Genomic DNA, 15842 nt, shown 5'->3' with positions numbered 1-15842 from the left:
TATAAATAATAATAGAGGTCATCAAAAATATTAATAATAAGCGTTCTAACTTCAAATCCCGATTGCAACATTTACATGCTTCCAAGTAACATTCGAACGTTATTTAATACCTTGACACGGATAATCGTATCGCGTACACTCATTTTATACCGATCAGTACAGAAAGGAATTAGATTATGGTAAGACCACGGGAATTTGATGAACATACAGCATTGACTGCCGCCATGATGGTTTTTTGGGAGAAAGGCTATGAAGCTACGTCCCTCACCGATTTAACGCGTGCCATGGGTATTCAACGTCCGAGCCTATACGCCACGTTCGGCGGAAAAGAATCGTTGTTTCAAGCTGCTTTAACGCTTTATGCCGAGCGCAGTCTCATCTTCATTCGTCAAAAACTTCAAAACGCTCCCTCAGCTAGATCCGCCATCCTTCTCTATCTACAGGGGATTGCTGACAGCGGCGATGGGCGTAAGCCTGAGCTGGGCTGCATGTGTGTGAACACAATTGTTGAATTAGCCCCACATCATCAACCATTTACCCAGTTCACAAGAGAGTACCAGCAACAGCTGACTGCATTGATTCAGTCAGTTGTGGAGAATGGCATACATACAGGAGAATTCTCACAAAATTTAGATGCCTCTTCCATAGCAGGCGCCATTGTTATCGCGGCCGTGGGCCTAGCAGTCACGATGAAATCGTGCCCAGACCATTCAGTCGTTGAACAGGCCATACATCAAATCATCAAAATGCTCGATTAATTTTTTTCGTAGTTTTGTACTGATCGGTACATTATATGATTGTGAGGTACTTACATGACAAAGCAAGTTGCTTTAATTACTGGAGCCTACAAAGGAATAGGGCTTGAGATTGGACGGCAGTTGGGCCGATTGGGCTTTATCGTACTTCTCGGAGCTCGAAATAAGAACAAGTCGGAGACAGCAGCTCTTTTGCTGCAAGAGGAGAACATAGAAGCGCACGGTGTTGAACTGGATGTGACCAATAGTGTGCATATCGAAGCAGTTGCGAAAAGAATAGAAGCTGAATATGGAAAGCTTGATGTTCTTGTCAATAATGCAGGTGTATATACAGATCATCTTGAAAACTATCTCGATGCGATTCGAGCCAGCTTTGAAGTGAATCTTTTCGGCCCTCAAGCGCTAACGGAGGCTCTGCTCCCTTGGATTAAAGCAAGCCCCGCAGGCAGAATTGTGAATCAATCCAGTATTCTAGGATCACTCGGAACATTGCTGTCCAATCCCATGTACGGTGAAAGATCTGCTCCTGCTTACACAACATCTAAAGCCGCGATGAATGCCTGGACCGTACAGTTATCTATCTCTCTACGCGACACCATGATTAAGGTCAATGCCTGTCATCCGGGTTGGGTAAAAACGGATATGGGCGGCTCTAGCGCTCCGATGGAGATCAGCGAGGGTGCAGAAAGTGCAGTTTGGCTAGCTACGCTTCCCCCAGATGGGCCCACAGGCGGCTTCTTCCACAAAAGAGATCAGCTTCCATGGTAACCAGTTACAAATGTGAAAACCTGAGCTTATTTCAATTTTACAGCTAGACCTAAGACAAATAAAAAAGGAAAGCACGGATTTTCACACCGTACTTTCCTTAGTAACTCAAGATTTATGCTCTTACATCAATATTTTGTCCTAAATGCGGTGTCGCAGATGCAGCAGCTGAAATTTTCTGTTGTGACTTAGCAAAATCCTGCAGCATCACGTTCGCTTGCGCCGTTTGCGCATCGTTTGTCTTGCTCAGCAGCTTAATTCCTACTGCTTGCTTAACAGCGTCCCCGCTTCCGATTGCGGATAGCATGGCATTTACACTCATGAAGAATCCTCCTCTCATCGTTCGGCAGCTGGCTGGCGTTCGACCTCAAGCCGATTAGCCCCTTTAGCTTTGCGTCTGGTGCTTTCACACCATTTGCCATTTCGCAGATGTAAGGCATTGCCAATACATACATTAAGTATAGGTACTTCGCCCTGATCCGTCAATCCATACACGTCAATTTCCTACAGAATTCGACCGAATTATACGCCGAAAGCAGCAGGATTCGCTCTCCAGGAACGCAAAAGCTCCATGTCTTCGGACTTAATTTTGCCTTGCTCAAGCGCTACTTCCAACAAGGAAGTGTAGTTGGAAAGCGTATGAAGCGGCATACCCGCTTCTTGGAATGCATTAACGGCTTTATCCAACTCGTAGGAGAAAATCGCTAGGACTCCGAGCGCTGTTGCGCCCGCTTCGTTAACGGCAATTGCTGCCTTCAGCGAGCTGCCTCCAGTCGAAATCAAGTCCTCAATGACGATGACTTTTTGTCCGGGCTTTACGGAGCCTTCAATCAAATTCTCTTTACCGTGACCTTTCGCTTTATCACGAATATAGATCATCGGAAGACCAAGCTTTTGAGCAACCCAGGCTGCGTGAGGAATGCCTGCTGTTGCTGTACCGGCAACGACTTCTGCTTCTGGGAACTTCTCCTTAATGAGCGCCGCAAATCCATCGGCAATGAGTTCGCGAATCGCCGGATAAGACATCGTCAACCGGTTATCGCAATAGATCGGGGACTTCAAACCAGAAGTCCAGGTGAAAGGCTGATGCGGTCTAAGCGCTACAGCCTCGATTTCTAAAAGTGAAGAAGCGATTTGCTTCGCAATCGTCGTAAGCTGACTCATGGGTTCCGTATCCATCCCTTCGTTTTTTCAGGTACTGGCTGATGTAGACTTACACGACTGAGTCGATGATCGACTCGATCGCCGCGCGGGGATCGGCAGCGCCGGTAATCGGACGGCCGATCACCACAAAGTCGGTGCCCTGCGCGAAAGCCTCCGCCGGCGTCATGACGCGCGACTGGTCGCCGATATCCGCGCCCGCAGGGCGGATACCAGGCGTCACGGTGACGAAACCGTCACCGCACGCCGCCTTGATCTGCGTCACCTCAAGCGGTGACGCGACGACGCCCTGCAGCCCTGCCGCTTGCGCCAGGCGGGCATATTGAATGACGGCCTGCTCAACCGAGCCCGGCAGGCCGATCTCTTCATTCAGCACCTGCTGGCTGGTGCTGGTCAGCTGCGTGACGCCGATAACAATCGGGCGTCCGGCTCCCGGGCGAGGGCCTTGTCCACGCCCTCGAGCGCAGCTTCCATCATGCGCTTGCCTCCGGCCGCATGAACGTTAAACACATCCGCGCCAAGGCGCGTAATGCTCTCCGCACCGCCCTTAACGGTGTTGGGGATGTCGTGCATTTTCAGATCAAGAAATACCTTATAGCCTCTATCCTTCAGACCGGCTACAAAGCCTGGACCTGCAGCGTAAAACAGCTGCATGCCCACCTTCATATAGCAAGGGATGCCCTCGAGCTGCTTAAGCAGCTCGGAGGCACCCTCCGCAGAAGGATAATCTAGCGCGACCATGATGCGGCCGGCAACGTCGGTTCGCGTCAGTGTACTCATCCTATTTCACGCTCCCTTACGCATACACAGGCATTGCGCGGGATGAGAAGTTGATGGACTCGAGCATATTGACTAGCGCGCGAACTGTATCCAGAGAAGTCATACAAACGACGCCATTCTCTACCGCTTCACGGCGGATACGGAAGCCGTCACGTTCCGGCGTTTTGCCTTTGGTGAGTGTATTCACGACAAACTGCGCTTCGCCGCTGCGAATCAGATCAAGAATGTTAGGTGAGCCTTCGCTCAGCTTGTTCACGGTAGTTACCGGAAGTCCGGCTTCGTGAATCGCCTTCGCCGTTCCACCTGTTGCGATCAATTTGTAACCAAGACGGTAGAAGCCTTTCAGAATCTCAATCGCTTCTTCCTTATCCTTGTCAGCCACCGTTACTACTACAGAACCTGCCGGAGGAATTTTCATACCCGCACCGATCAGACCTTTGTACAGCGCTTTTGCAAAGTTGGTATCGCGGCCCATAACTTCGCCAGTGGACTTCATTTCAGGTCCAAGCGTCGTATCTACGCGGCGCAGCTTCGCAAAGGAGAACACCGGTACTTTTACGGATACGTAATGATCTTCCGGCCACAAGCCGCTTTGGTAACCCATATCAGCAAGCTTTTGTCCCATAATCACGCGTGTTGCTACGTTAGCCATCGGGATGTTCGTGACCTTACTCAAGAATGGAACCGTACGGGAAGAACGCGGATTCACTTCGATCACGTACACTTCATCGTTGAAGATAACGAATTGGATATTCACCAGTCCGACAACCTTCAGCTCCAAGCCAATTTTTGTCGTAATATCTATGATTTTTTGCTTGATTTCAGCAGAGATGCTCTGAGGCGGATAGACCGCGATCGAGTCACCGGAGTGAACCCCTGCGCGCTCTACATGTTCCATAATGCCAGGGATCAGGACCGTTTCTTTATCGCAGATTGCGTCAACCTCTACCTCTTTACCCAGCATATAACGGTCAATCAGAACCGGATGCTCAGGATTGATTTTCACAGCGTATTCCATGTAGCTCAGCAGCTCTTGGTCAGAATACACGATCTCCATCGCACGGCCGCCCAGTACGTAAGAAGGACGAACCAGAACCGGGTAACCGAATTGGGAAGCTACACCAACAGCCTGATCGACGGAAGTCACTGTGCCGCCTGGCGGTTGTGCGATGGCCAGCTTGCTGAGCAGCGCTTCAAATTTCTTGCGGTCCTCTGCGGTATCAATGCTCTCCAGATCGGAACCCAGAATGCGAACTCCTGCATTTGCAAGAGGTGCTGCTAGATTGATCGCGGTTTGACCACCGAATTGTACGATAACGCCGATTGGTTTTTCGCGCTCGATGACGTTCATAACATCCTCGAAGAACAAGGGTTCAAAGTACAAACGATCGGATGTATTAAAATCTGTTGAGACGGTCTCAGGGTTGTTGTTGATGATAACCGCTTCATAGCCTGCAGCTTGAATCGCCCATACGGCATGTACCGTAGAGTAGTCGAACTCAATTCCTTGACCGATACGGATCGGACCGGAGCCTAATACAACGACTTTCTCTTTGCTTGTTTCCGTTACTTCATCCTCTTGCTCGTAGGTTGAGTAGTAGTAAGGCGTAGATGCTTCGAACTCGGCTGCGCAAGTATCAACCATTTTGTAAACAGGCTTGATGTTCTGCTGCAAACGATGAGCCCGAATTTCCGCTTCTTTTGTGAAAGTCACAGCACCTGCAGCTGTGCGGATTTCTGCGATGGCGCGGTCTGTGAAGCCTTTGCGCTTCGCTTCAAGCAGGAACTCTGCATTCAGGTCGGACTTCACAATCTCAGCCTCGTACTTGATCATGCCATCCAGCTTGTTCAGGAACCACCAGTCGATTTTGGTTAAAACCTGCAGCTGCTCTACTGTATAGCCTCTGCGATAAGCTTCAGCCAGGAGGAACAGACGCTCGTCATCCGGCTTCTGCAGTCGGAATTCCAAGGTTTCTTGATCCAACAGATCTGTTTCTTTCAAGAACAGGCGGTGTGCGCCGATTTCTAAGGAACGAATGGCTTTATGAATGGACTCTTCGAAGGTACGTCCAATCGCCATAACTTCGCCTGTCGCCTTCATTTGCGTACCAAGCTTACGGTTGGCAGCAGTGAATTTATCGAAAGGCCAACGCGGGATTTTCGATACGATGTAATCCAGTGTAGGCTCAAAGCAAGCGTAAGTTTGTCCTGTTACTGGGTTTACGAGTTCATCCAGTGTATAGCCGATCGCGATTTTCGCTGCCATTTTGGCAATCGGATAACCGGTTGCTTTGGAAGCAAGCGCGGAGGAACGGCTTACACGAGGGTTAACTTCAATGACGTAATATTGGAAACTGTGCGGATCCAGTGCGTATTGTACGTTACAACCGCCCTCAATATTTAAGGCGCGGATAATTTTTAGTGAAGCGGAGCGCAGCATTTGATATTCACGGTCCGACAACGTTTGGCTAGGCGCCACAACGATACTGTCACCGGTATGTACGCCTACAGGATCGAAGTTCTCCATGTTACATACCACGATACAATTGTCGTTAGCATCACGCATAACTTCATACTCGACTTCTTTCATACCCGCAATGGAGCGTTCAACCAGACATTGACCGATCGGGCTGTAACGAATACCGGAAGCGACGATGTCCGTCAGCTCTTCCATGGTGTTACAGATACCGCCGCCTGTACCGCCTAGTGTATAAGCAGGACGTACGATGATAGGGAAGCCGATTTCCTGAGCAAATTCTACGGCTTGAGCCACAGTCGTCACGATTACGCTGTCCGGTACCGGCTGCTCCAGCTCTCTCATGAGATCACGGAACAGGTCGCGGTCTTCTGCTTTCTCGATGGCAGTCAGCTGTGTACCTAGCAATTTGACGTTCTCGCTTTCCAATACTCCAGCGCGTGCAAGCTCAACCGCCATGTTGAGGCCCGTTTGGCCACCCAATGTTGGCAGCAAGCCGTCCGGACGCTCTTGACGGATGATTTGTGTTACGAATTCAAGTGTAATAGGTTCAATGTATACTTTATCGGCCATATTCGTATCTGTCATGATTGTAGCCGGGTTGCTGTTGATCAAGATAACTTCCATGCCTTCTTCTTTCAGAGCCTGGCAAGCTTGTGTTCCTGCATAGTCAAACTCGGCAGCCTGACCGATGACGATCGGGCCGGAACCGATAACGAGAATTTTTTTGAGTGTATTATTTTTTGGCATACTGAAGTTCCCCCTTTTCCTCTGTCTGTGCTGCTTGAGCTTTCCAATTCGCTAGCATTTGCGCTTGACGTGGCTGCTGCGGATGATCCTGCTTGTGTTTGCGGATCATGTCGATAAAATCATCGAACAAGTAGCTGGAATCAAATGGACCCGGCGCCGCTTCTGGATGGTACTGTACGGAGAACGCGGGATAATTTTTATGCTTCAACCCTTCGATGGTACGGTCGTTATTGTTAATGTGCGTCACTTCAAGATCGGTTCCTTGAATGGAATCATCTTTTACGGTGTAGCCATGGTTTTGCGATGTGATGTAGCAGCGACCGGAAATCAGATCTTTGACCGGATGGTTGCCGCCGCGGTGACCGAATTTCAGTTTTTCCGTATCAGCACCGCAAGCTAGTGCGAATAGCTGATGGCCCAGGCAAATACCGAAAATCGGGAATTCGCCGAGAAGCTCTTTAATCATACCCACTGCATGGGAGACATCCTTTGGATCCCCAGGGCCGTTGGACAGCAGAATGCCGTCCGGAGCCAATCTGCGGATTTGTTCAGCAGTCGCATCTTGTGGCACGACGACAACATCGCAATCCCGTTTGCTAAGATCGCGGATAATGCCGCTCTTCGCTCCGAAGTCAACGAGTACAACACGCTCTTTGTGGCCTGGTGCACCGAAGACACTCTTCGTGGAGACGCGGGACACTTGGTCAGTCATAAGCGGAGTAGCTTTCAGCTGCTCCATCAATTCTGCAACCGATTTATTAGAGGTTGTCAGCATAGCCTTCATAACCCCGTGATGACGGATTTTGCGCGTAAGCATACGTGTATCGATACCACTGATGCCGATGATGCCGTATTCCTTCAGCAGGCTGCCCAGCGTATACTGCGCTCTCCAGTTACTAGGAATTTCTTCATGCTCACGCACTACGAAGCCGTGAATAAATGGACGAACAGACTCAAAATCATCGCGGATCACACCGTAGTTCCCGATCAGCGGGTACGTCATGGTCACGATTTGTCCACAGTAAGATGGATCGGAGAGAACCTCTTGATAACCTGTAATCCCTGTATTGAACACTACTTCGCCGACAGAATCGCCTTCGCCACCGAACGATTTACCTGTAAAAAGCGTGCCGTCTTCCAGCAATAATCTTGCTTGCATGTACTTTCAGCTCCTTCGCTATAGTCAACCGGCTCCTGGGAACCGAAGATGTGTCTGATTTGTATAAATAATTATCATTCTGTATAAATATACACGAATTTTCATTCGCCGTATAGCCCATTATGACCAGACGATATTCCCGGAAGCAATCGTCGTTACTGGCCAGCCCTGCAGCTTCCAACCGATAAACGGCGTATTCTTGCTCTTCGATACAATCTCTTCTTTTAGAACTTCTTGTTCCGTTTCCAAATCAACAATGGTAATGTCAGCAGCGCTGCCGGCATGGAGTGTTCCGTAAGGAAGACCAAATACATCAGCAGGCTTGGCAGTCATTCTGTCTACCAGGAACCCGAGCGTCCATTTTCCAGTCACAACAAACTTGCTGTACAGCAGAGGGAACGCCGTTTCAAACCCTAGAATGCCGAAAGGCGCAAGCTGCATTCCCTTCTCTTTCTCTTCCTCACTGTGCGGCGCATGATCCGTTACGATCATGTCGATCGTACCGTCCTCAAGCCCTTCGATCACGGCTTGTACATCGCGAGGCGTGCGAAGCGGAGGGTTCATTTTCCAGTTAGCATCCATACCAGGAATATCTTCATCCGACAGCACCAAGTGATGTGGACAAACCTCAGCGGTTACCTTGATCCCGAACTGCTTAGCATGACGGATGAGGCGAACAGATTGTTCGGTACTCACGTGACACACATGATAATGAACGCCCGTCGCTTCAGCCAGCAGCACATCGCGTCCTACGTGAATGGCCTCGGATTCGTTCGGAATTCCTTTCAAACCGTGCTTTTTGGCAAACGCCCCCTCAGTTACCGCTGCTCCTTCGACAAGTGTGTTGTCTTCGCAGTGTGCGATAATCGGCATGCCCAGCGATGCGGCAAGCGCCATTGCATCCTTCATCATCTGAGCGCTTTGGACACCCACGCCATCATCCGTGTAGCCAACGACACCCGCTTCTTTCAGCGCTGCAAAATCCGTCAACTCACGGCCGAGCTCATTCTTGGTAATACAGCCGTAAGGTATAACTCGCACGACACCTTCTGTTTCTGCTTTATCTTTTATGTAATTTACGGTATCAACCGTATCAATAACCGGTCTAGTGTTCGGCATGCAAGCAATCGTCGTAAATCCGCCTCTTGCTGCCGAACGGGTACCTGTAGCAATGGTTTCCTTGTGTTCGAATCCTGGTTCACGCAGGTGAACGTGCATATCGATGAACCCGGGAGCCACCAGTTTGCCTGACGCATCAAGAACGGTATGTCCCTCTGTGTTTGGCTGAGCGTCTGTTTCTGCATTTAGTACTTGAACAATTTTGTCACCTTCAACGAAGATGTGCTGTTTCGTCTGTACATTATCGGCACTCACTGTAAAACCGTTCACAATCCAAATTCCCATAATCTTTGATTGCCCCCTGTTCTATGATAAAGCCCGCTCGATGACCGCCATGCGGATCGGCACGCCGTTTGCGATTTGAGTGAAAATCTTCGACTTCTCATGTTCAACCAGTTCATCGTCCAGCTCAACATTACGGTTAACCGGCGCCGGATGCATGATGATAGCGTGAGGAGCCATTTTGCTTGCGCGTTCAACTGTCAGACCGTATTGTTCTCTGTACTCTTCTGCGGATTTGATCATCCCTTTATCATGCCGCTCAAGCTGCACACGAAGCATCATAACGACATCTGCTTTGAGCGCTTCGTCGAAGGATACATAAGGAGCAAACTCGGCAAGCTCTGGCGCTTGCATATTATCCGGAGCACACAGCTGAACCTTAGCTCCTAACGCTTGAAGTCCCCACAGATTCGATCTTGCTACTCTGCTGTGCAGGATATCGCCAACGATAGATATTGTCAGCCCTTTGATTTCACCAAAATGCTTGCGCATCGTATAGAAATCAAGCAGCGCTTGCGTCGGATGCTCGTTGTTGCCGTCGCCCGCATTAATGAGCGGAACTTTGATCTTCTCAGCCAGTTCTTGAAGTACCCCGATCGGCTTCAATCGAATGACTCCGGCATCGATCCCCATCGACTCTAGCGTGCGTACCGTGTCGTAGATCGATTCCCCTTTTTGCACACTGGACTCAGCCGCCGAGAAATTCAGCACCTCTGCTCCCAGTCTCTTTTGCGCTAGCTCGAAGGAAAATCTAGTTCTGGTGCTGTTTTCAAAAAAGAGGTTGGCTACAAATTTCCCTTGGAGCTGATTGGCTATTTTAATCGGATACTGCTCCCAGTATGCTGCGCGATCCAATATGCTCGTAATCTCCTGCGCGCTTAGCCCTTTCAAGCCCAAGAAATGCTTCGTTGCCTGTACTCCAGCGATACTCATTCTTGTTTCCCCCTCTGTTGAAATATAAGCACTTGATCATTCTCGTCGATTTCTGTCAGTAGAACTTCGATCTTTTCACTTTTGGAAGTTGGAACATTCTTCCCTACAAAGTCAGGTCGAATCGGCAGTTCTCTATGCCCGCGGTCAATGAGAACCGCCAATTGAATCATCTGCGGTCTGCCAAGGTCGATCAAGGCATCCATCGCAGCTCTCACGGTACGGCCCGTAAAGAGTACATCATCGAATAAGATCACTTTCCGATCCTGGATTTGCAGGTTGCCGCCTTCTTGGATGTCTTCGACCGCTTTGACCTTAATCCTGTCGTCGCGGTAAGATGTGATGTCGATTTCTCCTACCGGTACCGGGACACCCTCGATCTCGAGGATTCGCTCCGCTACTCGCTTAGCCAAGTAGATCCCTCTAGTTCGTATTCCGATCAGTGTACAGTTCTCTACACCTTTATTCTTTTCCAGGATCTCATGGGCAATCCGTGTGAGGGCTCTGCGAATTCCCATTTCGTCCATAATACTGTGTTCGGTGGTCTCGTCCATCCTTACAGCCTCCCTCTCGATTTGCACAGGTACCCCCGGTTCCGAGCAACCAAAAAACTCCTCGCCATTGTTCGGCAAGGAGTTACATGTGCACGCGAATAAAGACTAGGTCGTGAGGGTGCACCTCACCCCCAAGATTACACATACGGAGAATACCCTCTCATTCGTATGGCTGTCTTCATATTACGGTTACCTTGCCAGCCTCTCTGGACTGTTTTTAAAGGTACATATTTAATTTAAAAAAATTATCCCATTTTCGACAAGAGAAGTCAAGATATAATTTAAGAATAAACTTCCTATTCCTTATTCTTCTCGTCGGATGAACAAGAATGCCTAAAACCTTCCAAAACGGACAAAATATCATATAGCTGCATACGTTGCTCGTTACTGAGTCCATGCAGCAAGTTTTCCGAAAGTTCATTAAATACTTGACGTGCTTTCCGCATTTGCGGAGGAGCTGATTCTGTCAATTGAAGAAGGGTTGCTCTTCGGTCCGTAGGGTCTGGAGTTCGAATCAACACCCCCTCCTTCTCTAATGCATCGACGAACTGTGTAACCGTCATCGGCTTAATGCCCATTTTCGCTGCCAAATCGTTCATCCGAATTTGCCCTGCGTCCGCTATCATCGACAATAAACGTAAGCGAGGTCCTGTTAAGTAGGAAGGAACACCAGACTCTGAGAAGCCAGTTTCAAAGCCTTGCCGAAAGTAGTGTGCAGAGCGAAAAATAGCCTGAATCAGTTCGGCGGCATGGATCGGCCTGTCTGCTGGTGAGTTTGTCGGTTTCATGGCAAATCCTCCTTGACGTCTTGGAAAGAGTTAAGTAAACTAAAATCACCCGAATTTAATAAGTATACTTATTATAAGTATACATTATAATTGCATTGGATGCAAAGGAGGACATTCATGTTTACCTTGTTTAGGCTCTTGAAGCCTTATCGCCTTCCACTGATTGCAGTAATTGTTCTGATGCTGCTGCAATCCTTGGCTCAGCTGTATCTCCCTACACTGCTATCCGATATTGTCGATACCGGTGTCGTGAAAGGCGATGTACCCTTTATTCTCAAGTATGGTCTGTACATGCTTTGCGTCGCTTTGGGAGCTACCGTCTGTGTGGTGATCGCAAGCTATTTGCTCGCTCGTTCCGCTACAGGCTTCGGGAGAGACCTGCGTTCAAAAATGTTTACCCATGTAGAAAGCTTCTCCCTAGGTGAATTCGATAAACTAAGCACCTCTTCACTCATTACACGCACAACGAACGATATTGCTCAGGTACAGCAGGTAATTGTGATGATGCGAATGTTCATCGGAGCGCCCACCATGTTAATCGGCGGGGTTATCATGGCCATTTACAAAGATGCCCAATTGTCCATTGTGCTCATCTCCATCATCCCGATATTAGCCTTTGCAATTTTTGCTATCATGCGCAAAGGAATTCCTCTGTTTAAATCTCTCCAGGTCAAAATCGACAAGATCAACCTAGTGCTGCGAGAGAATTTGACTGGAATCCGTGTCATACGCGCCTTCAACCGAACCGGACATGAGCAGGCCAAATTCGAAAAGGCTAACCTTGATTACACCCAAACTGCCATTAAAGTCAATGTAATCATGTCAACCATGATGCCTCTCATGATGCTGGTATTCAATCTAGGTGTGGTCGTGATTCTATGGTACGGCGGTATTCGAATCGACCATAATCAAATCGAGATCGGAGATCTGATGGCCTTCATTCAATATGCCATGCAAATTATGTTCTCCATGTTCATGATGACCATGATTTTCGTCATGATTCCACGCGCATCGGCTTCCTCCGTTCGTATTAATGAAGTATTTGCCACCACGTCTTCCATTTCTGTTAACGCAGGTGCAACGAATTCATCTTTTGGGTCCTCAGCTGGGAAAGGTGCAGTTGAATTTCGCCATGTTACCTTTAGTTATCCAGGGGCTGAACAAGCAGCGATTCGGGATATTTCCTTCCGGGCAGAGCCAGGTCAGGTAACTGCGATCATAGGCGGTACAGGTGCAGGCAAATCAACACTCATCAATCTGCTCTTACGTTTTTACGATACTACCGAGGGTTCGATTGAGGTTGGCGGAGTTCCACTGAATAAGCTTGACCTCGCCCAGCTTCGAGAACATATTGGTTATGTGCCTCAAAAGGCACTTCTCTTCTCAGGAACTGTTGCTGATAATATCCGTTTTGGCAAGCAAGATGCCACAGAAGATGAAATTCGTCACGCCGCACAAATCGCCCAGGCGTCCGATTTTATTGGCGAAATGAAAGACGGCTACCAATCCGTTCTTGCTCAGGGAGGTACTAACTTATCCGGAGGTCAAAAGCAGCGTCTATCTATCGCTCGTGCTTTAGCGCGCAAGCCCGATATTTTTGTATTTGATGATAGCTTCTCTGCTCTTGATTTTAAGACAGACGCTAAACTTCGGGCTGCGCTAAAAGCTGAGATACAAGAAGCAACTATGATCATCGTGGCTCAGCGCGTCAGCACCATCATGGATGCAGATCAGATCATTGTGCTGGATGAGGGCAGCATTATGGGAATCGGCACGCATCAAGAACTGCTGAAGACGTGCTCGGTATATCAGGAAATCGTCGCTTCCCAGCTGTCAGAGGAGGAGATTGCATGAGCGAAAAGCAGAACAAACCGTCTCCTAGCGTTCATCCCGGACATTTTGGCCGTGGAGGCATGGGAGCGATGGGAAGACCCGTACAAAAAGCGAAAAACTTTAAGGGGACTCTAAAGCGATTAATCAGCTTCATGCTTCCCTTCCGTCTCTCATTAACGCTTGTCTTGATCACTGCTGTATTGAGTACGGTATTCAGCATTGTTGCTCCGAAATTAATGGGCAACGCCACAACCGTTTTGTTTGAAGGTTCCATGGCTAAACTAAAAAAACTTCCCGGGGCAGCTATCGATTTTAACGCCATTCTGCGTATTTCTGTTATACTCGCTGTACTTTATGTATTAAGCGCCATATTGAGCTACATCCAACAAAGGATCATGGTCGGTGTTACCCAGAAGATTGTATTCAATCTACGCAAGCAGATCAGTGATAAATTGGCTCGTGTTCCTCTTTCCTTCTTCGATTCTCGCAGCCACGGAGATACCATGAGTAGGGCCACCAATGATGTGGATACGATCAGCTCTACCCTGCAGCAAAGCTTAACTCAGCTTATCACATCGCTAGTTACACTGCTCGGTATCGTCATCATGATGCTGACCATCAGTCCTCTTCTGACTCTAGCTGCTATTATTGTACTGCCTTTGAGCATCCTCGGAACGAAAATGATTGCCTCCAGATCGCAGAATTACTTTAAAGGACAGCAGCAGGCACTCGGTCAGCTAAACGGTCACATTGAAGAAATGTATACCGGACATACCATTGTCAAAGCTTTCGGACATGAGCGCAAATCGATCGAACAATTTAACGAAATCAATGAACGTCTCTATCATTCGGGATGGAAAGCTCAATTCATTTCCGGCTTAATCTTCCCTCTGATGTCCTTCATCAACAATATCGGTTATGTGCTTGTCAGTGTCATCGGCGGCATTATGGTAACCCACGGAGCTGTAAAAATCGGCGATATTCAAGCCTTCATTCAATATTCCGGACAATTCGGAATGCCGATCACCCAAGTTGCGAACATTGCCAACGTCATTCAATCGACCATCGCTGCTGCTGAACGGATTTTCGAGCTGCTTGATGAACCTGAAGAATTACAGGAGCCGGCACAGAGAAAGCTTTCTCAGCAAGCACGGGGTCACGTGCAGTTCGAGCATGTTGCATTTTCATATAAACCTGAGGAACCGCTCATTCAGGATATGAACATCCATGTGAAGCAAGGTCAAACTGTTGCCATTGTAGGTCCAACCGGCGCGGGTAAAACGACAATCGTAAACCTGCTTATGCGATTCTATGAATTGGGCGGCGGTCGTATACTCATCGACGGAATTGACGCCAAGACGATGAGCAGAAGCGAGCTGCGCGGGCTGTTCGGCATGGTTTTACAGGATACCTGGCTGTTTGGCGGCACCATCCGTGACAATATCGCCTATGGTCGAGATGGAGCAACGGAGGATGAGATCGTGAGCGCTGCCAAGGCGGCCTATGCGGACCATTTTATACGCACCTTGCCTGATGGCTACGATACGATATTGAACGAAGAAGCATCTAATCTTTCCCACGGGCAAAAGCAGCTGCTTACAATCGCTCGAGCTGTCCTCGCCGACCCGGCCATCCTCATCCTTGACGAGGCAACCAGCAGCGTGGATACGAGAACTGAGGCTTCCATACAACGGGCTATGCACAGTTTGATGAATGGGCGAACCAGCTTTGTGATTGCTCATCGACTCTCCACCATCCGCGATGCTGACCTCATTCTTGTGATGAATCACGGTTCCGTAGTCGAGCAAGGAACGCACGAACAGCTGCTCGAAAGAGACGGCTTCTACGCGGACCTATATAATAGTCAATTCGCCCAAAAGGTCTCAATGGACCCTTCTTGATCGACAAACAGCAGCAAGGCTCTACTCAGAGTCTTGCTTGTTTTTTCATTCGCGGGTCTTTTGCGAACTACATCCACAGACCGAAGAGTCTCTGTTTGCTACTGTGTAGAATGAGAATATCGAACATGACCTTAAAGGAGAGATAAGTACTCATGACTCCATCACAAGGCAATTCATTCCGAGACTCTTACAGCTATAGGAATAGGAATATGAATCCACCATCTGTATCGAAGCGTGCAAGTTTCTGGACTGGCTCAGTGACGATTCCTCTTTGGTTTGATCTATTCGGCTGGTTCTATTTCACTCGCGATATTCGTACCAACTACAGCTCCGTTCTATGTGAGCATAAATCGTTTACAACAATACGCAGTGTCTCCGCGCATTGCAAAAAAGCATCACAAATCTGAGGAATTCAATACTGGCCGATTAACCTATTCAAGCTTTTTCTTATAGAAGGGTGTTCGAGTTTTACCGCATTACGCCACCCTTCTGTTCGCTTGTTTTCGACAAAATCATCGAAACGCATTGGCTCAAACGCGTCCTTTCTGATAATATAGGAGAGTCAATCTAATTACATAAGGAGATGTAA

General features: G+C 48.5%; 12 protein-coding genes, 1 pseudogene and 1 riboswitch. Of the genes and pseudogenes, 4 read left to right on the top strand and 9 right to left on the bottom strand.

Going from position 1 to position 15842, the window contains the following annotated elements:
• Positions 1–176: 176 nt before the first annotated feature.
• The gene (locus L0M14_RS08585) at positions 177–758 is read left to right on the top strand and encodes a TetR/AcrR family transcriptional regulator (RefSeq protein ID WP_235121740.1); all 582 of its coding nucleotides are present in this window, start codon (positions 177–179) and stop codon (positions 756–758) included.
• A gap of 54 nt (positions 759–812) precedes the next feature.
• Positions 813–1523 (top strand): SDR family oxidoreductase, encoded by a 711-nt coding sequence (locus L0M14_RS08580; protein ID WP_235121739.1) that lies wholly within the window; start codon positions 813–815, stop codon positions 1521–1523.
• A 112-nt stretch (positions 1524–1635) separates the two neighbouring features.
• Here L0M14_RS08580 and L0M14_RS08575 read toward each other — a convergent pair whose 3' ends face one another.
• The 9 genes and pseudogenes from L0M14_RS08575 to L0M14_RS08535 all read right to left on the bottom strand — a co-directional run bounded on the left by L0M14_RS08575 (position 1636) and on the right by L0M14_RS08535 (position 11519).
• On the bottom strand, positions 1636–1842 hold the full coding sequence (locus L0M14_RS08575; RefSeq protein ID WP_235121738.1) for a putative motility protein: 207 nt from the start codon (positions 1840–1842) through the stop codon (positions 1636–1638).
• Positions 1843–1862: 20 nt separating this feature from the next.
• Positions 1863–1950: riboswitch (cyclic di-GMP riboswitch) on the bottom strand.
• A 92-nt stretch (positions 1951–2042) separates the two neighbouring features.
• The gene (gene pyrE / locus L0M14_RS08570; RefSeq protein ID WP_235121737.1) at positions 2043–2684 is read right to left on the bottom strand and encodes an orotate phosphoribosyltransferase; all 642 of its coding nucleotides are present in this window, start codon (positions 2682–2684) and stop codon (positions 2043–2045) included.
• A 49-nt stretch (positions 2685–2733) separates the two neighbouring features.
• A pseudogene (gene pyrF, locus L0M14_RS08565) lies at positions 2734–3461 on the bottom strand (orotidine-5'-phosphate decarboxylase).
• 16 nt (positions 3462–3477) lie between these two features.
• A complete protein-coding gene (gene carB, locus L0M14_RS08560; RefSeq protein ID WP_235121736.1) occupies positions 3478–6687 on the bottom strand; it encodes a carbamoyl-phosphate synthase large subunit in 3210 nt (1069 codons plus the stop codon).
• Complete coding sequence (locus tag L0M14_RS08555) at positions 6674–7846, bottom strand: glutamine-hydrolyzing carbamoyl-phosphate synthase small subunit (RefSeq protein ID WP_235121735.1); 1173 nt, start codon at positions 7844–7846, stop codon at positions 6674–6676. Before L0M14_RS08555 ends, carB begins: the two co-directional genes overlap by 14 nt.
• Positions 7847–7966: 120 nt before the next feature.
• Positions 7967–9250 carry a dihydroorotase gene (locus L0M14_RS08550; RefSeq protein ID WP_235121734.1) on the bottom strand — a complete coding sequence of 428 codons (1284 nt, stop codon included), beginning with the start codon at positions 9248–9250 and terminating at the stop codon, positions 7967–7969.
• Between the two features lie 21 nt (positions 9251–9271).
• Positions 9272–10180, bottom strand: coding sequence for an aspartate carbamoyltransferase catalytic subunit (locus L0M14_RS08545; protein WP_235121733.1), 909 nt, complete (start codon positions 10178–10180; stop codon positions 9272–9274).
• Positions 10177–10731 carry a bifunctional pyr operon transcriptional regulator/uracil phosphoribosyltransferase PyrR gene (pyrR, locus tag L0M14_RS08540; RefSeq protein WP_235121732.1) on the bottom strand — a complete coding sequence of 185 codons (555 nt, stop codon included), beginning with the start codon at positions 10729–10731 and terminating at the stop codon, positions 10177–10179. Before pyrR ends, L0M14_RS08545 begins: the two co-directional genes overlap by 4 nt.
• Positions 10732–11027: 296 nt before the next feature.
• A complete protein-coding gene (locus L0M14_RS08535; RefSeq protein ID WP_235121731.1) occupies positions 11028–11519 on the bottom strand; it encodes a MarR family winged helix-turn-helix transcriptional regulator in 492 nt (163 codons plus the stop codon).
• Positions 11520–11636: 117 nt separating this feature from the next.
• Here L0M14_RS08535 and L0M14_RS08530 point away from each other — a divergent pair, with 117 nt between their 5' ends.
• Both L0M14_RS08530 and L0M14_RS08525 read left to right on the top strand, forming a co-directional pair.
• Positions 11637–13373, top strand: coding sequence for an ABC transporter ATP-binding protein (locus tag L0M14_RS08530; protein WP_235121730.1), 1737 nt, complete (start codon positions 11637–11639; stop codon positions 13371–13373).
• Positions 13370–15253 carry an ABC transporter ATP-binding protein gene (locus L0M14_RS08525; protein WP_235121729.1) on the top strand — a complete coding sequence of 628 codons (1884 nt, stop codon included), beginning with the start codon at positions 13370–13372 and terminating at the stop codon, positions 15251–15253. Before L0M14_RS08530 ends, L0M14_RS08525 begins: the two co-directional genes overlap by 4 nt.
• Positions 15254–15842: the final 589 nt, after the last annotated feature.

Source organism: Paenibacillus hexagrammi, assembly GCF_021513275.1.
Classification (GTDB): Bacteria; Bacillota; Bacilli; order Paenibacillales; family NBRC-103111; genus Paenibacillus_E; species Paenibacillus_E hexagrammi.
Note: the sequence above shows the minus strand (reverse complement) of the source record. Positions and strands in the feature narration are given on the sequence as shown.